This is a genomic window from Sinomonas sp. R1AF57, assembly GCF_002224485.1.
In the GTDB taxonomy this organism is placed as follows: Bacteria; Actinomycetota; Actinomycetes; order Actinomycetales; family Micrococcaceae; genus Sinomonas; species Sinomonas flava.
In genome coordinates this window covers 2,300,551-2,319,952 of sequence record NZ_CP022463.1, presented here as the reverse complement: position 1 = coordinate 2,319,952, position 19,402 = coordinate 2,300,551, and the positions used below count along the sequence as shown (strand labels likewise).

The 19,402-nt window shown below is 70.7% G+C and carries 21 protein-coding genes; 10 read left to right on the top strand and 11 right to left on the bottom strand.

Going from position 1 to position 19,402, the window contains the following annotated elements; translation table 11 throughout:
* Positions 1-51 precede the first annotated feature (51 nt).
* A complete protein-coding gene (gene dapE, locus CGQ25_RS10630; protein WP_208709526.1) occupies positions 52-1,191 on the top strand; it encodes a succinyl-diaminopimelate desuccinylase in 1,140 nt (379 codons plus the stop codon).
* Between the two features lie 107 nt (positions 1,192-1,298).
* Here dapE and CGQ25_RS10625 read toward each other — a convergent pair whose 3' ends face one another.
* The 4 genes from CGQ25_RS10625 to CGQ25_RS10610 form a co-directional block, all read right to left on the bottom strand.
* On the bottom strand, positions 1,299-2,174 hold the full coding sequence (locus tag CGQ25_RS10625) for an amino acid ABC transporter permease (protein ID WP_208709524.1): 876 nt from the start codon (positions 2,172-2,174) through the stop codon (positions 1,299-1,301).
* Positions 2,171-2,818, bottom strand: a complete 648-nt coding sequence (locus CGQ25_RS10620) for an amino acid ABC transporter permease (RefSeq protein WP_208709522.1) — start codon at positions 2,816-2,818, stop codon at positions 2,171-2,173. The genes CGQ25_RS10625 and CGQ25_RS10620 overlap by 4 nt, the downstream gene beginning before the upstream one ends.
* Positions 2,819-2,883: 65 nt before the next feature.
* Complete coding sequence (locus tag CGQ25_RS10615; RefSeq protein WP_208709520.1) at positions 2,884-3,789, bottom strand: glutamate ABC transporter substrate-binding protein; 906 nt, start codon at positions 3,787-3,789, stop codon at positions 2,884-2,886.
* 65 nt (positions 3,790-3,854) lie between these two features.
* Positions 3,855-4,610: an amino acid ABC transporter ATP-binding protein gene (locus CGQ25_RS10610; RefSeq protein WP_208709518.1), complete on the bottom strand. Its 756-nt coding sequence runs from the start codon at positions 4,608-4,610 to the stop codon at positions 3,855-3,857.
* A gap of 90 nt (positions 4,611-4,700) precedes the next feature.
* On the opposite strand from CGQ25_RS10610, the gene CGQ25_RS10605 reads away from it, so the two are divergent.
* From CGQ25_RS10605 to CGQ25_RS10590, 4 genes are all read left to right on the top strand, one after another.
* Positions 4,701-5,588 (top strand): TIGR00730 family Rossman fold protein, encoded by an 888-nt coding sequence (locus CGQ25_RS10605; protein WP_208709516.1) that lies wholly within the window; start codon positions 4,701-4,703, stop codon positions 5,586-5,588.
* Positions 5,585-5,914 carry a DivIVA domain-containing protein gene (locus CGQ25_RS10600; RefSeq protein ID WP_208709514.1) on the top strand — a complete coding sequence of 110 codons (330 nt, stop codon included), beginning with the start codon at positions 5,585-5,587 and terminating at the stop codon, positions 5,912-5,914. The genes CGQ25_RS10605 and CGQ25_RS10600 overlap by 4 nt, the downstream gene beginning before the upstream one ends.
* Positions 5,907-7,148 (top strand): hypothetical protein, encoded by a 1,242-nt coding sequence (locus CGQ25_RS10595; protein WP_255405250.1) that lies wholly within the window; start codon positions 5,907-5,909, stop codon positions 7,146-7,148. The genes CGQ25_RS10600 and CGQ25_RS10595 overlap by 8 nt, the downstream gene beginning before the upstream one ends.
* Positions 7,149-7,271: 123 nt before the next feature.
* Positions 7,272-7,439: a DUF3117 domain-containing protein gene (locus CGQ25_RS10590; protein WP_208709512.1), complete on the top strand. Its 168-nt coding sequence runs from the start codon at positions 7,272-7,274 to the stop codon at positions 7,437-7,439.
* A gap of 56 nt (positions 7,440-7,495) precedes the next feature.
* On the opposite strand, the gene CGQ25_RS10585 is transcribed toward CGQ25_RS10590, so the two are convergent.
* A complete protein-coding gene (locus CGQ25_RS10585; protein ID WP_208709510.1) occupies positions 7,496-8,128 on the bottom strand; it encodes an O-methyltransferase in 633 nt (210 codons plus the stop codon).
* Between the two features lie 192 nt (positions 8,129-8,320).
* On the opposite strand from CGQ25_RS10585, the gene sigE reads away from it, so the two are divergent.
* Genes sigE through CGQ25_RS10570 form a run of 3 tightly spaced genes read left to right on the top strand, consistent with a single transcriptional unit; the run spans position 8,321 to position 9,945 of the window.
* A complete protein-coding gene (gene sigE / locus CGQ25_RS10580; RefSeq protein WP_208713038.1) occupies positions 8,321-8,956 on the top strand; it encodes an RNA polymerase sigma factor SigE in 636 nt (211 codons plus the stop codon).
* A gap of 11 nt (positions 8,957-8,967) precedes the next feature.
* On the top strand, positions 8,968-9,510 hold the full coding sequence (locus CGQ25_RS10575) for a hypothetical protein (RefSeq protein WP_208709508.1): 543 nt from the start codon (positions 8,968-8,970) through the stop codon (positions 9,508-9,510).
* A 57-nt stretch (positions 9,511-9,567) separates the two neighbouring features.
* The gene (locus CGQ25_RS10570) at positions 9,568-9,945 is read left to right on the top strand and encodes a twin-arginine translocase TatA/TatE family subunit (RefSeq protein ID WP_208709506.1); all 378 of its coding nucleotides are present in this window, start codon (positions 9,568-9,570) and stop codon (positions 9,943-9,945) included.
* A gap of 6 nt (positions 9,946-9,951) precedes the next feature.
* On the opposite strand, the gene CGQ25_RS10565 is transcribed toward CGQ25_RS10570, so the two are convergent.
* The 3 genes from CGQ25_RS10565 to CGQ25_RS10555 are packed head-to-tail and all read right to left on the bottom strand — an operon-like array spanning position 9,952 to position 12,954.
* The gene (locus tag CGQ25_RS10565) at positions 9,952-11,070 is read right to left on the bottom strand and encodes an Mrp/NBP35 family ATP-binding protein (RefSeq protein WP_208709504.1); all 1,119 of its coding nucleotides are present in this window, start codon (positions 11,068-11,070) and stop codon (positions 9,952-9,954) included.
* Positions 11,067-11,696 carry a DUF1003 domain-containing protein gene (locus CGQ25_RS10560; protein ID WP_208709502.1) on the bottom strand — a complete coding sequence of 210 codons (630 nt, stop codon included), beginning with the start codon at positions 11,694-11,696 and terminating at the stop codon, positions 11,067-11,069. The genes CGQ25_RS10565 and CGQ25_RS10560 overlap by 4 nt, the downstream gene beginning before the upstream one ends.
* Positions 11,677-12,954 (bottom strand): magnesium transporter MgtE N-terminal domain-containing protein, encoded by a 1,278-nt coding sequence (locus tag CGQ25_RS10555; protein WP_208709500.1) that lies wholly within the window; start codon positions 12,952-12,954, stop codon positions 11,677-11,679. The genes CGQ25_RS10560 and CGQ25_RS10555 overlap by 20 nt, the downstream gene beginning before the upstream one ends.
* Before the next feature lie 86 nt (positions 12,955-13,040).
* Between CGQ25_RS10555 and CGQ25_RS10550 the strand changes: the two genes are divergently transcribed.
* Positions 13,041-13,943: a general stress protein gene (locus CGQ25_RS10550; RefSeq protein WP_255405248.1), complete on the top strand. Its 903-nt coding sequence runs from the start codon at positions 13,041-13,043 to the stop codon at positions 13,941-13,943.
* A gap of 11 nt (positions 13,944-13,954) precedes the next feature.
* Here the strand turns inward: CGQ25_RS10550 and CGQ25_RS10545 are convergent, their stop codons facing one another.
* Positions 13,955-15,511, bottom strand: coding sequence for an aminopeptidase P family protein (locus CGQ25_RS10545; protein WP_208713037.1), 1,557 nt, complete (start codon positions 15,509-15,511; stop codon positions 13,955-13,957).
* 124 nt (positions 15,512-15,635) lie between these two features.
* On the opposite strand from CGQ25_RS10545, the gene CGQ25_RS10540 reads away from it, so the two are divergent.
* On the top strand, positions 15,636-16,481 hold the full coding sequence (locus CGQ25_RS10540) for a PHP domain-containing protein (RefSeq protein ID WP_208709498.1): 846 nt from the start codon (positions 15,636-15,638) through the stop codon (positions 16,479-16,481).
* 30 nt (positions 16,482-16,511) lie between these two features.
* On the opposite strand, the gene CGQ25_RS10535 is transcribed toward CGQ25_RS10540, so the two are convergent.
* Both CGQ25_RS10535 and CGQ25_RS10530 read right to left on the bottom strand, forming a co-directional pair.
* Positions 16,512-17,366 (bottom strand): site-specific DNA-methyltransferase, encoded by an 855-nt coding sequence (locus CGQ25_RS10535; protein ID WP_208713036.1) that lies wholly within the window; start codon positions 17,364-17,366, stop codon positions 16,512-16,514.
* Positions 17,367-17,420: 54 nt separating this feature from the next.
* Complete coding sequence (locus CGQ25_RS10530; protein WP_208709496.1) at positions 17,421-19,271, bottom strand: DEAD/DEAH box helicase; 1,851 nt, start codon at positions 19,269-19,271, stop codon at positions 17,421-17,423.
* Between the last annotated feature and the right edge of the window lie 131 nt (positions 19,272-19,402).

Here is a 19,402-nt window from a genome sequence, read left to right as displayed (position 1 = left end):
GCTCCCCAGTCTATCGGCGGGGCGCAGGGCCCTTCGAACTATGCTGGGCGGGTGACCTCCGCCGCAGCCCTGACCCTTGACCTCTCGCAGGACGTAGCCCTGCTCACCGCCGCGCTGCTCGACATCCCGAGCGTCTCCGGCCAGGAGGCAGCGATCGCGGACGCAGTCGAGGCGGCGCTGCGCGCGCAGACGTCGCTCGAGGTGACGCGGGACGGCGACGCGGTGGTCGCCCGGTCTGCCCTCGGACGCAGCGAGCGCGTGATCCTCGCCGGCCACCTCGACACGGTTCCCCTGCCCTCGGCAGAGGGCGCCCGCGGCACCGTGCCGTCCTCGTGGGACGGCGTGCCGGGGGAGGGCCTGCTCTGGGGGCGGGGCGCGACCGACATGAAGGGCGGCGTCGCCGTCCAGCTCGCGCTCGCCGAGCGCCTGTTCCCCCGCAACGCGCACGACGCCGCCGCGCCGGCTCCCGCGCGGGACGTCACCTTCGTCTTCTATGACCACGAGGAGGTGGAGGCCGCCAAGAGCGGCCTCGGCAGGCTGGCCCGCAACAGCCCGGAGCTGCTGGCGGGAGACTTCGCGATCCTGCTCGAGCCGACGGACGGCACGGTGGAGGGCGGCTGCAACGGCACCCTCCGGGTCGAGGCCACCACCGTGGGGGAGGCGGCCCACTCCGCCCGGGCCTGGATGGGGAGGAACGCGATCCACGCGGCAGCGCCGATCCTCGCCCGGCTCGCGGCCTATGAGCCCGCGACCGTGACGGTGGACGGGCTCGACTACCGGGAGAGCCTCAACGCCGTCGGGATCGCCGGGGGGACGGCGGGGAACGTCATCCCGGACCGCTGCACTGTCACCGTCAACTACCGCTTCGCGCCCGACAAGAGCATCGACGAGGCGGAGGCGCACGTGCGCGCGCTCCTGGAGGGGTTCGACGTCGTGCGCACCGACGGCGCATCCGGCGCGCGGCCCGGCCTCACGCATCCCGCCGCCGCGGCGTTCGTCGCCGCGGTGGGGCAGGAGCCGAAGCCGAAGTACGGCTGGACGGACGTGGCGCGGTTCTCCGACCTCGGCGTGCCGGCGGTGAACTTCGGGCCCGGGGACGCGCTGCTCGCGCACAAGGACGACGAGCGTGTCTCCGCCGACGCGGTGCGGGCGTGCCTGCGCGCGCTCGAGTCCTGGCTCGCGACGGGCTAGGGAGCGGTCCGGACAGATGGCTGGGGGCCACCTCCGGCTGGTCGGGAGCGGACTCCCGGCCATCCGGAGGTGACCCCCAGAAGGTGACCCCCAGACGGGGGGATGGGTCAGATGTTCGTCGAGGCCTGCTGGGCAGCGGCCATCGCCGTGGTGCCCTTCTTCGGCCCCGAGACCCGCTGGCTCCTGCGGAGCCGGCTCTCGGCGTACTTCGCGAGGCCGGACAGGATGAGGCACAGGCCCACGTAGAGCGCGCCGGCGACCATCGCAGCAGGGACGATCGGGGACCCGTACTGGGCCTGCGAGCCGAAGTACTTGGCCTGGAACAGGATCTCGTTGTACGTCACGATGAAGCCGAGCGCCGTGTCCTTGAGGGTCACGACGAGCTGGGAGATGATCACCGGAAGCATCGAGCGCACCGCCTGCGGGAGCAGGATGCTCTGCATGACCTGCGACTTGCGCATGCCGATGGCGAAGCCCGCCTCCCTCTGGCCCTTCGGGAGCGCCTCGATGCCCGCGCGGAACACCTCGGCGAGCACCGAGCCGTTGTAGAGGATGAGGGCCACGACAACGGCGGTGAACGGGGTGATCCCGTTGACCCCCAGCGGCGGGAGCCCGTAGTAGATCATCATCATGAGGATGAGGACCGGGATCGCGCGGAAGAGCTCAGTGAACCAGTGGAACGGGGCTGAGACCGCCTTGTGGTCCGAGAGCCGGCCGATGGCGAGGACCATGCCGAGCACGAGGCTTCCGACCGCGGCCACGCCGAAGGCCGACAGCGTCGCGCCGGCGGCCTGCAGGAGGGTCTGCTGCACGAGGGGGAAGGTGAAGATCTTCCACTTCGCCTCGGTGAACTGCCCGGTCTCCGCGAAGCGCCAGATGATGAATGCGATGATCGCGAGGATCACCAGAGTCGAGACGATCCCCAGGACGAGGTGTCGGGAACGGGCCCTCCGCCCGGGCGCGTCATAGAGGACAGAGGTCATCGGGCAACCCTCCACTTGTTCTCGAAGTAGCGCTGGAGCTGCGCGAGGATCAGGACGAGGATCACGAAGAACAGGGCCACCCAGAGCAGGCCCTCCATGGCCGGGTAGCCACGCTCTGAGAGGTTGGCACGGATGGCGCCGGCCTCCGCCACCGAGAAGCCGGCAGCCACGGTCGTGTTCTTCAGCAGGGCGATCAGCACGCTGAACAGCGGAGGGAGCACCGAGCGGAACGCCTGCGGCAGGACCACGAGGGTCAGCGTCTGCGTGAACGGCAGCCCGATCGCCCGGGCGGCTTCGGCCTGCCCGACGGGCACCGTGTTGATGCCGGAGCGGAGCACCTCGGCCACGTAGCTCGCGGTGTAGAGGCTCAGGCCGATGGTCGCCGCGGTCATGAAGTCGATCTCTGGAAGCCCGAGCTTGGGGTACCCGAGGGCGAAGAAGAACAGGACGAGGGTCAGCGGCGTGTTGCGCACGACGTTGACGTACAGGGTCCCGAAGGCCCTCATGGCTGGGACGGGCGAGACGCGCATGGCGCCGATGATCGTCCCCAGGATGAGGGCGAAGATCCCGGAGACGACGAACAGGATGATCGTGTTCTTGAATCCGGTGGTGAAGAGGTCGAGATTGTCGAGGAGGGTGCTCACAGCAGCCTTCGCTTTCTAGCCGGAACGGCGGTGGGCGGGGCCCGGAAGCCCCGCCCACCGAACGGTCAGTAGTTCTCGACGGCGGGCTGCTCGACCTTGGTGCCGGACTTGCCGAGGGTCGAGTCGTAGATCTTCTGCCACGTGTCCTTGCCATTGGTCAGCGTGTCGTTGAAGAACTTGCGCAGCGCGGTGTCGCCCTTCGGCAGGCCGATCCCGTACTTCTCCGTGGTGAACGGCTGGCCGACCACCTTGAGGGCGTCCGGCTCCTGGGCCGCGTAGCCGAGGAGGATGGCCTGGTCCGTCGTGACGGCGTCGACCTGGCCGTTCTTGAGCGCCTCAACACACTGCGAGTAGGTCTCGAACTCGGTGGTCTTGGTCTGCGTGTAGTTGGCCTTGATGTTCTGGATCGGCGTCGAGCCGGTGGCCGAGCAGACGTTCTTGCCGGCGAGGTCCTTCTCGCTCTTGATCGCCGAGTTGTCCTTCTTCACGAGCAGGCCCTGACCGGTGACGAAGTACGGCCCGGCGAAGTCGACCTGCTGCTTGCGCTTGTCGGTGATCGAGTACGTGCCGACGTAGAAGTTGACGTCGCCGTTCTGGATGGCGGACTCCCGGTTCGCGGACGGGATCGCCTTGTACTCGATCTTGTCCTTGCCGTAGCCCAGGGACGCGGCCATCCAGTTCGCGATCTCGATGTCGAAGCCGCTGTACTCGCCGGTCGCGGCATCCTTGAAGCCGAGCCCGGGCTGGTCCTGCTTGACGCCGATGACGACCTTGCCAGCCGACTTGATCTTGTCGAAGGTCGGGCTGCCCGTGAGGGAGACGTTGTTCGCCACCGAGTAGGGGGCGGCGGACTCGGAGGAACCGCCGCCGGTTCCGCCCCCGCCGGAGCTGCCGCCACAGGCGGAGAGGGCCAGTGCGAGCGCCGCGGTGGCGGCGGTCAGCACGGCCTTTTTCTTGCCGAGAAGTGCCATTCGAGCATTCCTTTCTTCACGGGCCAGCAGGCCCAGGTGCGAGCGGAGGTGATGCAGGTGGGTGCTCAGTGGGTGAGCAGCTTGGAGAGGAAGTCCTTCGCGCGGCTGCTCTGGGGGTTCGTGAAGAACTCCTCGGGAGCGGCCTGCTCCACGATCTGGCCGTCCGCCATGAACACGACGCGGTCCGCGGCCTTGCGCGCGAATCCCATCTCGTGGGTCACGACGATCATCGTCATGCCCTCCTTGGCGAGCTGGACCATCACGTCGAGGACCTCGTTGATCATCTCGGGGTCGAGGGCGGAGGTCGGCTCGTCGAAGAGCATGACCTTCGGCTTCATGGCTAGCGCCCGGGCGATCGCCACGCGCTGCTGCTGGCCGCCCGAGAGCTGCGCCGGCAGCTTGGGTGCCTGCTGGGCGACGCCGACGCGCTCGAGCAGCGCCATCGCGTCCCTCTCAGCCGTCGCCTTGTCCACGCCCTTGACCTTGATGGGCCCTAGGGTGACGTTCTCGAGGATCGTCTTGTGCGCGAAGAGGTTGAAGGACTGGAATACCATTCCGACGTCGGCGCGCAGGCGCGCCAGTTCCTTGCCCTCCTCGGGAAGCCTCTTCCCGTCGATGTGGATCTCGCCGCCCTCGATCGTCTCGAGCCGGTTGATCGCGCGGCAGAGCGTGGACTTGCCGGAACCGGAAGGACCGATCACCACGACGACCTCGCCCTTGCTGACTTCCAGGTTGATGTCCTTGAGGACGTGGAGCTGGCCGTAATGCTTGTTCACGCCCTTGACAGAGACGAGCGCAGTCGCCGTTGTGTCGGTAGTCATAGGGAAAATGTAACGGAGATTATCGGATCGCACTCCGAGCCGGGCACGGCGACGCCCCAATCGTGATTGAAGCGAGACTAGCCTTGAGGCATGAGCACTGAATCCCAGCCGTCAGACGAAGCCGAAGCGCCGAGGCCCGGCGGCCACGTCCCGTGGCGGCGCAAGGGGCCGATCGAACTTCGCCGCCGGCAGACGCAGCAGGGCACTGCGGACCAGCATCTTCTCGACACCCACGGGGCCGGCAGGTTCGTCCACACCGACCCCTGGCGCGTGATGCGGATTCAGAGCGAGTTCGTGGAAGGCTTCGGTGCGCTCGCCGAACTCGGCCCCGCCGTCAGCGTCTTCGGCTCGGCGCGCACCGTCCCCGGGAGCCCCTACTACGACACGGGGGTGGAGATCGGCCGGCTGCTCGCCTCGCGCGGGGTGGCCGTGATCACGGGCGGAGGACCCGGGTCGATGGAGGCCGCCAACCGGGGCGCCGTCGAGGGCTCGGGCACCTCGGTCGGCCTGGGCATCGAGCTGCCGTTCGAGACAGGCCTCAACCCGTGGGTCGACCTCGGCATCAACTTCAGGTACTTCTTCGCGCGCAAGACGATGTTCGTCAAGTACGCCCATGGGTTCGTCGTGCTTCCCGGCGGCCTCGGCACTCTCGACGAGCTCTTCGAAGCGATGGTCCTCGTCCAGACCGGCAAGGTCACGTCGTTCCCCATCGTGCTCGTGGGCAGCAGGTTCTGGGGTCCGCTCCTGGACTGGCTCCGCCAGACGCTGGTGTCCGAGGGCATGATCTCCGAGCGGGACATGGACCTTGTCGGGGTCGCGGACACTCCCGAGGAGGCTGTGAAGCTCGTGCTCGCCGGCTTCGAGGAGGACGAGCGGCGCGGGGGCATGTTCGGCAGCGCCGAGGAGGAGTGGGCGGACGCAGACGAGACTGGGTGGTACGGCAGGCCGGAGCAGCCGGGGACGGCGGACGGCGAGTGAGCTTCTTCCTCGTCTTCCTCGCCATCGTCCTGGCAGCGGGCCTCGCATGGTTCGCCGTCGGCGTCGCGACGGGCCGGCGTTCAGCGGACGCGGCCGTGCTGGAGGGACTGGAGGAGCCCGACACATCGCTGGCCCCCGTCCTGCTTCCCGAGCATCCCCGGCCCGAGGATGTCGACCGTGTCCGCTTCTCCCTGGCCTTCCGCGGCTACCGCATGGACCAGGTCGACGAGGTCCTCGAGCGTCTGCGGGACCGGATCAGCGTCCAGGCGGCGCTCATCGAGGCCCTCACGAATCAGGTGAACTCATCCCGCGAGCCGCGTGACTGAGCAGGACGCGACCCCGGCACCGTATCGGGTGCACGCGGCGCTCGGGGGAGCAGTGCGCACAGCGGCCTCACGATTCGCAAGCTGGCCCTGGTGGCTCCAGGTCCTCGCCGTGTACGCGGCGTCCCGCGTGGTCGGCTTCCTGGTCTTCTCCGCGGCCTCGCTGCAGCAGGGGGTGAATCCCTGGTTCCCACCGCAGCCGGACTACTGGCGCTTCGTGCAGATCTGGGACTCCGAGTGGTACGGACGGATCATCCAGAACGGGTACCCAGCCGAGCTGCCCCGATCGGCGACCGGCACCGTCCAGGAGAACGCGTGGGCGTTCTACCCCGTCTTCCCGCTGCTCGTGAAGGGGCTCTCCGCCGCGAGCGGGCTGCCGTGGCAGGCCGTCGCCCAGACAGTCGCCGTCGCGGCGGGCCTTGCCGCGGCGCTCATCGTCTACCGGCTCTTCCGGCACCGCGCCGAACACCGCACCGCACTCTGGGGCGTGGCCTTCGTGGCCTTCTTCCCGGTCTCCGCCATCCTCCAGGTCCCGTACGCTGAATCGCTCGGCCTCGCCCTCCTGGCCTGGGCGCTGCTGCGGGTCGTGGAGCGCCGCTACCTCGCCGCGATGCCGGTCGTGGCTGCGATGTGCCTGACGCGCCCCGTCGGCGTCCCCTTCGCGCTCATGGTCGCGGGCCTGTTCGCCGTGCGCTGGTGGAACCGGCGCGCCGAGGGCACGACGGCGGGCGAGCTCGCCCGGGTAGCGGGGCTCGCCGTCGTCAGCGGGGCTTCTGCGCTTGCGTGGCCGGCCATCGCCTGGGCGGCCACCGGCGAACCGACCGCCTACACCCAGACCGAGACGGTCTGGCGGGGAGGCCCGCTCGAGCTGTTCGTGCCGTGGTTCGACACCGGCGTCTTCCTCTTCGGCCCGGTGCTCGGCGTGATCGCGCCCGTCGTCCTCGTCGCGGTGGCCGCGCTCTGCCTCACGAGCACGCCTGTGCGGCGGCTGGGGGTCGAGATGCAGCTGTGGTCCGGGGCGTACATCCTGTACCTCCTCGCTGTCCTGCACCCCCAGACGAGCACGTTCCGGATGATGCTGCCGCTGTTCCCGCTCGCCCTCGCGGCGGCGGGGCTCTCGCGATCCGCCGCGTACCGCTGGGTGACCGTGGCCTTCTTCGTGCTCCTGGAGATCGTGTGGGTGGTGTGGCTGTGGGTCTGGTCGCAGCTGCCCGGGGGCGGGGACTGGCCGCCCTGACGCGGACGCCCCGACCGTCCCAGGATCGGCACGCCCGTACCGGTGCGTCCTACCCCGGGGTACGCCGGCTGGTAATGTTGTCAGCAGCACACAGTGCACACGACCAACTGGAGGGATGAGCGCATGGCAGCCATGAAACCGCGTACCGGAGACGGTCCGATGGAGGTTACCAAGGAGGGCCGTAGCCTCATCATGCGCGTGCCACTCGAGGGCGGCGGACGCCTGGTCGTGGAACTCAACGCGGACGAGGCCGCCGAGCTCAAGGAGTGCCTCGTCGGAGTGACCGAGTAGTCGCCCATCAGCCTTCCAGCGAGGGCCGGTCCCCTGCGGGGCCGGCCCTCGCTGTGTCAGCGGCGGACCGCCAGGAGGAGGCCGTCTCCCGACGGCACGATCGAGACCGTGACGCGCTCGTCCGTCCTCAGCGCGCGGAGCAGGCCGCGGAGCCTGACGGTGGTGGGCTCGCGGTGGGCGGGGTTGGACACGCGGTCCCGGTCGAGCGCGTCGTTCACGACCAGCAGCCCGCCTGTCCTCAGGAGCCGGATGCCGTGCTCGGCGTACGAGACCGTCGCGGGCTTGTCGGCGTCGACGAACACCAGGTCGTACGCGCCGTCGGTCAGGCGCGGAAGCACTTCGCCCGCGCGACCGGGGATCATCCGCACGCGGTTGGCGGCCACGCCCGCCTCCCTGAAGGCCTCGCGCGCGGCCTTGAGGTGCTCCGCGTCGCGCTCGATGGTCGTCAGCACGGCCTCGCGGGGCAGCCCGCGCAGGATGCTGACGCCCGACACGCCGGCTCCGGTGCCGATCTCCACGGCGGCGTGCGCCTTCGACGTCGCCGCGAGCACCGCCAGGACCGAGGCGACGCCGGGGCTGACCGGCGAGATGCCGAGCTCGAACGACCTGTCCCGTGCCCGCGCCACCACGGCGTCCTCGACCGGGAAGCCCTCGGCGTAGGACCAGCTGGAGGACTTGTCGGAGCTCATGGCCACGCTTTCTCGATCGGGGAGCCCTCCAAGCCTATCGCCCGGGGGCGGGCGGGAATTCTTCGCTGGCGGCGGAACGGACAGGCAACTCTCAGGCAAAGCTGGCACACTGGTGGTCCGAGCGGCCCGGCCCGCGGGACCTCCGCAGCACGCCAGGGCCGCACTGAAGTGAGCGAAGGCAGGTGCGTGGACGTGTCAGCTGGATCGGCTTCGGCCACCCAGTCCCCGACCGACTACCCGTCCGAGACGACCGATGCGCAGGCGTGGGTTCCTCCCACGTGGGAAGAGGTCGTCACCCAGCACTCCGCGAAGGTGTACCGACTCGCCTACCGTCTGACGGGGAACCAGCACGACGCCGAGGACCTCACCCAGGAGGTCTTCGTCCGAGTCTTCCGCTCGCTCGAGAACTTCAAGCCCGGCACGCTCGACGGCTGGCTGCACCGCATCACGACCAACCTGTTCCTCGACCAGGCGCGTCGCAAGGGCAGGATCCGCTTCGACGCGCTCGCCGACGACGCCGAGTCCCGGCTCCCGGGGCGCGAGCCCGGCCCGGAGCGCAGCTTCGAGATGAACAACCTCGACCTCGACGTGCAGGCGGCGCTCGAGGAGCTGCCACCGGACTTCCGCGCCGCGGTCGTGCTGTGCGACCTCGAGGGCCTGTCCTACGACGAGGTGGCGGACGCGCTCGGCGTCAAGCTCGGCACGGTCCGCAGCCGCATCCACCGGGGCCGCACGCTCCTGAGGGAGAAGCTCGCCCACCGCGACCCCCGGCGGGGCGCCGCGAAGAAGCGTCTGGGCCTCCCGCGCGTGGCCCGCGGCCTCCGCTGAGGAGGGCCGGCATGCCATCTCCGCGGTGGAGCCGCCTCCTGCCGGGCAGCCATCCTGATTCGTCTGGGCACGTCGGGTCCTGCCCGGACTGCCGGGGACGCCTCGAGACCGAGCGCCGCTACCTCGCCGCGCTGCGCGAGTCCGAGGTCCCCCGTGCCAGCAGCACGCTGCAGGAGCGCCTCCTGGAGCAGACCAGGCACCTCGCGGCCCAGGCCGACTCGGCTGAGGCCTCGGGCCCGAGCCGCCGTGGGCGCGCCGCCGCCCGGACGGGGCTGTCCGTCCTCCTCGGAGCTGCGGCTGCCACCGGGGCCCTCGCCGTCACTGCCTACACCGTCGCCGGGGAGGCACCTGGGCCCGCCCCTGGGGAGAGCACGTCCGCTGCCTTCGTGCGCACGGCGAAGGGCTCCTCGACGGCGCCGCCCTCGGGGCCGGCGTCGAACGGGCCGAGTGAGAGGGAAGCCGCCGCGGCCCCGGACGGGGCCCGGACCGAGGACCCGATCGAGCGGATCGGGCGGGGCCTCCGGATGGTGTTCGGAGCGTCCTGGAGGCCGTGATCGGCGCCGCCACCATCGAATCGCCCGCGCGATCGGGCAGAAGGTAGTCTTGCTCGCGTGTTCGGAATCAATGGCCCTGAATTCCTCGTTCTGCTGATCATCGGCATCCTCGTGATCGGCCCGAAGAGGCTTCCCGAATACACCCAGAAGCTCGCGAACATCGTCAAGGAACTGCGCCGCATGGCCGCCGGGGCGAAGGACCAGCTCAAGGAGGAGACCGGCGTCGACCTCAACGAGGTGGACTGGCGCAAGTACGATCCGCGTCAGTACGACCCTCGCAAGATCATCCGCGACGCCCTCCTCGAGGACGCGGCCCCCGCTCCCGCAGCCGCCGCGGCGCCGGCGATGGCTGCCGCCGTCCCGCCCGCCCCGGCGCGGACCATCGAACGGCTTCCGGCAGGCGAGGCGGCGCCGTTCGACACCGAGGCGACCTGAGCAGGTTCAGCCCACAGGCGTGACGCCCAGGCTGCGCCCCGCGAGCCCCCGGGGCTGGGTCGCGAGCCGGTCCGCGACTGCCTTGAGTGCGACGGCGGCCGGCGACGAAGGGCTCGAGAGCACGATCGGGGTTCCCGCGTCACCGCCCTCCCGGAGCGCGACGTCGAGGGGCACCGTGCCCAGCAGTTCGACGGGTACGCCCAGCGACGCCGAGAGCCGGTCGGCGACGCGCTGGCCCCCACCGGTCCCGAACACCTCCATGACCGTTCCGTCGGGAAGCGTGAGCCCGGACATGTTCTCGATCACGCCCGCGACCGTCTGCCCCGTGTGGGCGGAGACCGTGCCCGCCCGCTCGGCCACGTCGGCCGCCGCCGCCTGGGGAGTCGTGACCACGAGCAGCTGCGCAGAGGGGAGGAGCTGGGAGACGGAGATCGCGACGTCGCCCGTCCCCGGGGGGAGGTCCAGGAAGAGCACGTCCAGATCCCCGAAGTACACGTCGGCGAGGAATTGCTCGAGCGCGCGGTGGAGCATGGGGCCGCGCCACGCGACGGGCTGGTTGCCCGCGACGAACATCCCGATCGAGATGACCTTCACTCCGTGGGCGACGGGCGGGAGGATCATCTCGTCCACCCGGGTCGGCGTCCCCGTGGCTCCGATCAGGGCGGGCACGGAGAACCCGTGGACGTCAGCGTCCACGATGCCGACCCGCAGGCCGCGCGAGGCGAGCTCGCATGCGAGGTTCACGGTGACCGAGGACTTGCCCACGCCGCCCTTGCCGCTCGCGACCGCAAAGACCTTCGTGAGCGAGTCCGGCCTGCTGAACGGGATGCCCCGCTCCGGGCGCAGCCGCTCCCGCAGCTCCTGCCGCTGCTGCGGGGACATGACATCGAGCTCGACGGCGACGGCGTCCACGCCCGGAACCCCTGCCAGGGCCGCGCGCACGTCCGCGTCGATCGTGCTGCGGAGCGGGCAGCCGGCGATGGTGAGCAGGACGCGCACGGTGACCAGCCCGGCGTCGGCCGTGACGTCGGCGAGCATCCCGAGCTCGTCGATGGGCCGGCGCAGCTCAGGGTCGAGCACACCGTGGAGCGCCGCGCGGACGGCGCGGAGGTCGACTCCGGTCACTCCTGGCCTCCCTCGGCGCCGGGGCCCGCGGGAGCGGCCGGGGCGGTCGTGGGGATGGCCTGGGTGCGCGGGGCCCGGGTCTTCTTGTCCTTGCGCCGCTTCGGCGGGCTGGGCTCCACGGCACTGCCCTGGTCCGCGAGCTCCTCGAGGATGGTGCGCAGCTCGGCCCGCACGAAGTCGCGGGTTGCGACCTCGCGGAGGGCGAGCCGGAGCGACGCGAGCTCGCGGGTGAGGTACTCGGTGTCCGCGAGGCTGCGCTCGTTGCGGGACCGGTCCTGCTCGATCTGGACCCGGTCGCGGTCGTCCTGCCGGTTCTGGGCAAGCAGGATGAGGGGCGCGGCGTAGGAGGCCTGCAGCGAGAGCAGGAGAGTCAGGAGGGTGTAGTTGAGGGCTCTGGGGTCGAACTGGAGGTCCTCGGGGCCCCACGTGTTCCACGCGATCCACACGATGCAGAACACCGTCATGTAGAAGAGGAACTGGGGGGTTCCCATGTAGCGGGCGAACCGCTCGGCGAAGCGGCCGAACGCGTCCGGGTCGGGGTTGAACCGGGGAATGAGCCTCCCGCGCTGCTCGAGCGGCGTGTCGAGACCGGGCAGCCTACGGGGCTCAGCCAAAGCGTCCTCCAAGCTTCTTCAGGGGCTCGCCGTCCTCGTGCACGCGCCAGTCGTCCGGCAGGAGGTGGTCGAGGAGGTCGTCAACAGTCACCGCCCCCACCAGGCGGCCGTCGGCGTTGACCACGGCGATAGCGTTCAGGTTGTACTGGGCCATGATGCGCGCGACGTCGCTGATCGAATCCAGGTCGGAGACGGGATCCAGGCCCTTGTCGACGATCGAGCCCAGCTGCTCCGGAGGAGCCGAGCGCAGGAGCTGCTGGATGTGCACCGTCCCAAGGTAGCGGCCGGTGGGGGTCTCGAGCGGCGGGCGGCAGATGAAGATCGATGACGCCAGGGCCGGGCTCAGCTCCTCCCGACGGACGTGTGCCAGTGCCTCAGCGACGCTCGCCTCAGGCGGCAGGACGACGGGGACCGGGGTCATGACCGAGCCCGCGGTGCCCTCGGCGTACTGCAGGAGGCGACGCACGTCCTCGGCGTCCTCAGGCTCCATGAGGGCGAGGAGCTCCTCGGCCTTCTCCGCCGGCAGGTCGGCGAGGAGGTCGGCGGCGTCGTCCGGGTCCATCTCCTCGAGGACGTCCGCGGCGCGCTCGATGTCGAGCGCGGAGAGGATCTCGACCTGGTCGTCCTCGGGCAGCTCCTGGAGGACGTCGGCGAGGCGCTCGTCCTGCAGCTCGGAGACCACCTCGAAGCGGCGCTGGTCGCTCATCTCCTGCATCGCGTCCGCGAAGTCGGCAGGCCTGAGGTCCTCGTGCGTGGCGAGGAAGTTTGCCGCGCCGCGCATCTGGCCGGCGGCGTGCCGGGTGTCCTCCCAGTCCACCAGCTGCGTCGCACCGCGCCGCAGGCTGCGGAAGCCGCGGCCGGCGGCCTCCCTGCGCACGAAGAGCTTGCTCACGAACCAGTCGCCGTTGCGCTGCTGGTCCATCGCGACGTCCTCCACGGTGGCCTCGGTGCCGTCCTCGACGAGCACCACGTGGCGGTCGAACATGTCCCCGAGCACGAGCTGTTCGGCCCCGCGCTGCTCGAAGCGCCGAAGGTTGATCAGCCCCGTCGTGATGATCTGCGCCTGGTCCATGCTGGTCACGCGCGTCATCGGGACGAACACGCGTCGCTTGCCGGGAACCTCGACGACGATGCCCACTGCCTGCGGCGGCCGCGTCCCGCGGGGGATCACGACGACGTCGCGGAGCCGCCCCACGCGGTCGCCGGCGGGGTCGAAGACGTCGAGGCCGAGCAGCCTGGCGACGAAGACACGGGTGGGGGTCCAACTCACGGGTCTAGGCTACTCCAGCGCAAACTCCCCGCTCACTCTGAGCTGAAACCCGAGTCCGTGGCGGCAACGCGGGTAAGAATAGGGATATGTCCAACATGTTCGGTTCCGCCAAGCCCCTCGACGAGGCCCGGGCCCTGCCCCAGGGCGAGACCGTCGGCTCCTACGTCTCGTACCTCGATGCGCAGAAGGCCGTGGACTACCTCGCTGACCAGCAGTTCCCGGTCGAGCTCGTCGCCATCGTCGGCAACGACCTCAAGCTCGTCGAACGGGTGACCGGCCGGCTCAGCTACCCCCGCGTGGCGCTCAACGGCGCCCTCTCCGGCATGTGGTTCGGCCTCTTCGTCGGCGTGCTGCTCTCCTTCTTCACCCCGAACGGGAGCTACTTCTCGATCATCACGTCCGTCCTCATGGGCGCGGCGTTCTTCATGCTGTTCGGCATCGTGACCTATGCGATGCAGCGCGGGAAGCGCGACTTCACGTCCACCAGCCAGGTCGTCGCGAGCAACTACGACGTGGTGGTCGGCCGCGACGTCGCCCACGACGCCCGCCGCCTGCTCGCCCAGCTGCCCATGGGCTCCGGTACCGTCCACCAGGGCTGGAACCAGAACTGGAACCAGCCCGGGCAGGACGGGTGGAACCAGTCCGGCCAGCAGGGGTGGAACCAGCCCGGCCAGACGTGGCAGCCGCCGCACGAGCCCGAGCCCAAGCGCCCCTCCGGCTGGACCGACCCGTACGGCGTGAACGCCGGCGAGGAGCGGCACCCGCAGGGGCAGCCTGAGTACCCGCAGGCCCCGCAGGAGCCCCAGCAGCCCCACTCGTCGCGCTACCCGGACCTCCCCGATGGCCGGCCGCAGTACGGGGTGCGCGTCGAGCCCGAGCACCCGGCAGACGAGCGGGACCACCCCGCCGAGGAGCGGGCCCGTCCCGCCGAGGACTCGGACACCGAGCGCCCGCAGGAGAAGCCCGAGGGCGGCTCCCACCAGGCCTAGCGGCGAAGCCGTCAGCTGAGGCGGCTCATCCAGGACTCGACGTCGTCCGGAGTGCGGGGGAGTGCGGCGCTGAGGTTCACCGGGCCGTCGGCCGTCATGAGGATGTCGTCCTCGATGCGCACGCCGATCCCGCGGTACTCCTCGGGGATCGCCAGGTCTTCGGCCTTGAAGTACAGGCCGGGCTCGATGGTGAAGACCATGCCCGGGGCCAGTTCGCCGTCGAGGTAGAGCTCCCGGCGGGCCTGGGCGCAGTCGTGCACGTCGAGGCCGAGGTGGTGGCTCGTGCCGTGGGGCATCCAGCGGCGGTGCTGCTGGCCGGCGTCGGAGAGCGCCTCGGCTGCGGAGACCGGCAGAATGCCCCATTCCTCGAGGCGGGCGGCGAGGACTTCCATCGCGGCGGCGTGGACCTCTCGGAACCTCACTCCGGGCCGTGCGGCGGCGAAGGCGGTGTCCGCGGCGTCCAGGACGGCCTGGTAGACCCGGCGCTGGACCTCGCTGAAGCGGCCGTTCACCGGCAGGGTCCGGGTCACGTCCGCCGTGTAGAGGGACTCAGCCTCGACGCCGGCGTCGACGAGCAGCAGCTCGCCCTCCCGGACCGGGCCGTTGTTGCGGATCCAGTGCAGGACGGTCGCGTTGTTCCCCGAGGCGGCGATCGTGTCGTAGCCGAGGTCGTTGCCCTCCTCGCGGGCCTTGGCGAAGAATGCCGTCTCGACGACGCGCTCGCCCCGCCGGTGTGCGAGCGCGCGCGGGAGGGCTCGGACGATCTCCTCGAAGCCCGCCGCCGTGGCCGCCACGGCCTCGCGCAGTTGCCCGGCCTCCCACTCGTCCTTGAGCAGGCGGAGCTCCGAGAGGGCCTCGGCCAGCTGGTCGTCGAGGGCGTCGTAGACGCTCAGGTCCAAGGACTCGGGGTCCTGGGCGGTGTTGTAGCGGGCAGTGTCGACGAGGGCGTCGAGGTTCTCGTCCACCTTGCGGACCAGGCGGACCGAGATTCCGCCGATCTCCGGCGCGCCCACGCCCTTGGTGACGGCCGCTTCGAGGCCGTCGAGGTCGGCGGTGGGGATTCCGAGCCGCGCCTCCAGCTCGGCCAGGGTCGGGCGTGCCCCGACCCAGAACTCCCCGGTGCGGGCGTCGGCGTAGAACTGCTCAGTGTCGCGGCCGGCGAGCGGGCGGAAGTAGAGCGTCGCGGCGTGGTGGCCGCCGTCGTCGCCCGTCCCCTCGTCCACGGGCTCGAGGATGAGGACGGCGTCGGGCTCATGGTCGACGCCGAGGCCGGTGAGGTGTGCGAAGGCCGAGTGCGGCCGGAAGCGGTAGTCGGTGTCGTTGGAGCGGACCTTGGGCGGCCCGGCGGGCAGCACGAGGCGTTCCCCCGGGAAGCGGTCCGAGATTGCCCGGCGACGGCGGGCGGCGTAGTCGGCCACGGCATCGCGGGGAGGCAGCGAGCTGCCGGCCGGGGCCCACTGCGACGCCATGAACGCCTTGAAGGCCTCCGACGTGGGCCGCTGGGAGCGGTTGTTGACGCGCTCGGTGAGCGGCTGCTCAGTGGTGTGCTGCTGCTCGCTCGTGGGCAAGCCGGTGCCGGGTGCGGGATCTGAAACACTCACTGGGCCATTCTTCCACCGGGTCCAGCGATGTCCAGCGGCACGGGCCGCCGACGGCACCGCCGCCGCACGTGACGCGGGCTATGGTGGGGGCGTGAGGATCGATCTGCACGCCCACTCGACCGTCTCGGATGGCACGGAGACACCGCGGGAACTGGTCGCTGCCGCAGCGGCGGCGGGCATCGACGTGCTCGCGATCACCGACCATGACTCCACAGCCGGGTGGGCCGAGGCCTCGGTGGCTGCGCGGGAGCTCGGCATCGAACTTGTGCCCGGCATGGAGGTCTCGTGCCGGACTCCCGAGGGGATCAGCGTGCATCTGCTCTCGTACCTGCAGGACCCCACGCATGCGGGCCTGCTCGAGGAGATCACCAAGGCCAAGGACGCCAGGCTGTCCAGGGCGGAGCACATGGTCTCCCTCCTCGCCGAGGACTACCCGCTCTCGTGGGACGACGTCACCCAGCACGTCGCACCGGGCGCCACCGTGGGCCGGCCGCACATCGCGGACGCCCTCGTCGCTGCGGGCCTCGTCGGCGACCGCACAGAGGCGTTTGCCACGATCCTGTCCTCGCGCTCGCGGTACTTCGTGCAGCACTACGCGCCCGAGCCGGCCCTCGCCGTCGAGCTCATCCGCGCCGCAGGCGGCGTCCCGGTGTTCGCGCACCCCGTCGCGTCCGCCAGAGGGCGGACGGTGGGCGAAGAGGTCTACCGGGACATGATCGACGCCGGGCTCGCCGGGCTTGAGGTGTACCACCGCGACAATCCCGAGGCCCGGCGGCCGTTCCTCCTGGACCTCGCGGCGAAGCACGGGCTCCTCGTCACCGGCTCGTCCGACTACCACGGGACCGGCAAGCCCAACCGGCTGGGGGAGAACACGACGACCCCCGAAGCGCTCGGCGAGATCGAGCGACAGGGGCGCGGCGCCGCCGTCGTGCGCTGACTCCAGACCGGCTGCGGACTGTGACGAACGTCAGACCCTGACGACACGCGCGGACGGGAGCCTGCCGGCCATGATCTCCACGGCCTGCGGGTTCTCGTCCACGCACACGAACCGCCGCCCGAGGCGCTGGGCGACTGCCCCCAGCGTCCCCGAGCCGGCAAAGAAGTCGAGGACCCAGTCGCCCGGGCGGCTCGAGGCGGCGACCATGCGCCGCACGAGCCCCTCGGGCTTCTGCGTCGGGTAGCCGGTCTTCTCCCGTCCGGTGGGGGAGACGATCGTGTGCCACCACACGTCGGTGGGAAGCTTGCCCAGCTCGCGCTTCTCGGGGGTCACCAGACCGGGAGCCATGTAGGGCTCCCGGTCAACCTCGGCTGAGTCGAAGTGGTACGCGGAGGGGTCCTTGACGTACACGAGGATGTTGTCGTGCTTCGTGGGCCAGCGGCGCTTGGTCCGCGCGCCGTAGTCGTAGGCCCAGATGATCTCGTTCAGGAAGCAGTCGCGCCCGAAGATCGCGTCCAGCATGACCTTCGCGTAGTGCACCTCGCGGTAGTCGAGGTGCAGGTAGAGCGTTCCGTCGTCGGCGAGGACGCGCCACGCCTCCATGAGGCGCGGCTCGAGGAACGACCAGTAGTCCCTGAACGCATCGTCGTACCGGTGCAGGGCGCCCTTGACGGTCTCGTACCGCTGGCCGGAGAAGCCCGTCCGGTCGCCGTCCGCGCTCCGGACCATGGAGAGCTCCTGGCGCTTCTGCACCCGTCCCGTGTTGAACGGCGGGTCGATGTAGACCATCGTGAAGGCGCCGTCGGGCAGGCCCGGGAGCACACTCGCATTGTCAGCGTGGACCACGAGGTTCGGGCCCTCGGGGCTGAAGATCCCCGAGGGCATGCTCCCGGCCGCGAGGCCGGCGGCCTCGGCGGGACGCTCTGCGGGCACCGCGCCTTACTCGGACTCGGTGCGGGACACGACCTCGCCGTTGATGCGGCGCGTCCGCGAACGACGGCGGCGGGCCGCCGCGACACCACGGTCAACCGGCGCTCCGTCCCCGGCGTCGGAGAGGCGCACTGCGGCGGCACTGGAGGTCCTGCGGGGCGCCTTGGGCTCGCCCGGCGCCTCGGACGGGGCCTGCTTCGCGGCGGCGGCATCGGTGCCCTCGGCGGCGCCCTCCTCCCCGGCGACCCGGCGGCGACGGCGACGATGACGGCCCTCGCCGCTCGTCTCAGCGCGCGACTGGCGGTCTGCGCGCCCGTGGCCGTGGCCGGCCTTGCCCGCGCCCTCGGCGGGCTCCTCGGTCGAGCCGGCGGCAGCGGCGGCGTTGTGCGCCTCGCCTTCAGCGGCCTTGGGACGACGGCGGCGTTCGCGGTGGCCGGACTCTGCGCCCTTCTTGCCCTCGCGGTGGGCGCGCTTCTTCTTCCCGGGCTCGCCGAGGTCCTCGAGGACCTCGGCGTCGACGCCCTCGAGGACCCGCTTGTTGCGGGGGAGGCGTCCCTTGGTGCCAGCCGGGATGTCGAGGTCCGTGTACAGGTGGGGCGACGACGAGTACGTCTCGATGGGCTCCGGCACGTCGAGCCCGAGCGCCTTGTTGATGAGGGTCCAACGAGGGACGTCCTCCCAGTCGACGAACGTCACGGCGGTGCCCTTGTGGCCCGCGCGGCCCGTGCGGCCCACGCGGTGCAGGTAGGCCTTCTCGTCCTCGGGGCACTGGAAGTTGATCACATGGGTGACGTCCTCGACGTCGATGCCGCGCGCGGCGACATCGGTCGCGACGAGGACGTCCACCTTGCCGTTGCGGAACGCGCGCAGGGCCTGCTCGCGGGCGCCCTGGCCGAGGTCCCCGTGGAGGGCGGCCGCGGCGAAGCCCCGGTCGACCAGTTCCTCCGAGAGCTTCGCGGCAGTGCGCTTGGTCTTCGTGAAGATGATCGTGCGGCCCCGGCCCTCGGCCTGCAGGATGCGCGCCACGACCTCGTCCTTGTCGAGCTGGTGGGCTCGGTAGATCACCTGGCGGATGTCCTTCTTGGTGATCGAGTCGTCGTTGGGGTCGCTCGCGCGGATGTGGGTCGGCTGCGTCATGTAGCGGCGGGCCATGGCCACGACCGGGCCGGGCATCGTCGCCGAGAACAGGAGCGTCTGGCGGACCGGGGGGACCGCGGCCATGAGCGTCTCGACGTCGGGGAGGAAGCCGAGGTCGAGCATCTCGTCGGCCTCGTCGAGCACGATCATCCGGACGTTCTTGAGGTTCAGGTGACGCTGGCGGTGCAGGTCGATGAGTCGGCCCGGGGTGCCCACGACCACCTCGACCCCGCGCTGGAGCGACTCGATCTGCGGCTCGTAGGCGCGGCCGCCGTAGATGACCTCGACGCGCAGGGTGGTGCGCCTGCCCGCGGTCTGCAGGTCCTTGCCGACCTGGATCGCGAGCTCGCGCGTCGGCACCACGACGAGGGCCTGCGGCGCGCCGGGGACCGCGAGCCGGGCGTAGTCCGGGTGCTCGGCGGGAATCGTGCGCTGCAGGGCGGGGATGCCGAAGCCGAGGGTCTTGCCCGTGCCCGTCTTGGCCTGGCCGATGATGTCGTGGCCGCCGAGGGCGACGCCGAGCGTCATCGACTGGATCGGGAACGGGTGGAGGATGCCCGCGTCCGCGAGGGACTGGGCGATCTCCGGCGCCACGCCGTAGTCGGAGAACGTCTTCTGGCTCTCCTTGCGCACGGGTGCGTCGTTGGTGATGGTCTCCTCGGTCTCGAGGACCTCCGTGCCCGAATCGTCGGTCAGGAGTTCGTGCGTGTGAACTTCGTTCAAGGGGTAGGGTCCCTCTCCATCGGGGCCCGAGCGGGTCTGGCTCGACGGACGCAGCACAGCCTGATGCTGTCGGCGTCCGGAGCAGGAACGCGCCGGCCATCCAGTGGAAGCCGATCGCGGGCTATCAGGGT

Bases quoted from the DNA above. Each gene is read 5' to 3' on its own strand.
- CGQ25_RS10625 (WP_208709524.1), bottom strand. From the start codon at position 2,174: ATGACCTCTGTCCTCTATGACGCGCCCGGGCGGAGGGCCCGTTCCCGA.
- CGQ25_RS10550 (WP_255405248.1), top strand. From the start codon at position 13,041: ATGTCCAACATGTTCGGTTCCGCCAAGCCCCTCGACGAGGCCCGGGCC.
- CGQ25_RS10575 (WP_208709508.1), top strand. From the start codon at position 8,968: ATGCCATCTCCGCGGTGGAGCCGCCTCCTGCCGGGCAGCCATCCTGAT.
- CGQ25_RS10605 (WP_208709516.1), top strand. From the start codon at position 4,701: ATGAGCACTGAATCCCAGCCGTCAGACGAAGCCGAAGCGCCGAGGCCC.
- CGQ25_RS10590 (WP_208709512.1), top strand. From the start codon at position 7,272: ATGGCAGCCATGAAACCGCGTACCGGAGACGGTCCGATGGAGGTTACC.
- CGQ25_RS10610 (WP_208709518.1), bottom strand. From the start codon at position 4,610: ATGACTACCGACACAACGGCGACTGCGCTCGTCTCTGTCAAGGGCGTG.
- CGQ25_RS10535 (WP_208713036.1), bottom strand. From the start codon at position 17,366: ATGCCCTCGGGGATCTTCAGCCCCGAGGGCCCGAACCTCGTGGTCCAC.
- CGQ25_RS10615 (WP_208709520.1), bottom strand. From the start codon at position 3,789: ATGGCACTTCTCGGCAAGAAAAAGGCCGTGCTGACCGCCGCCACCGCG.
- CGQ25_RS10585 (WP_208709510.1), bottom strand. From the start codon at position 8,128: ATGAGCTCCGACAAGTCCTCCAGCTGGTCCTACGCCGAGGGCTTCCCG.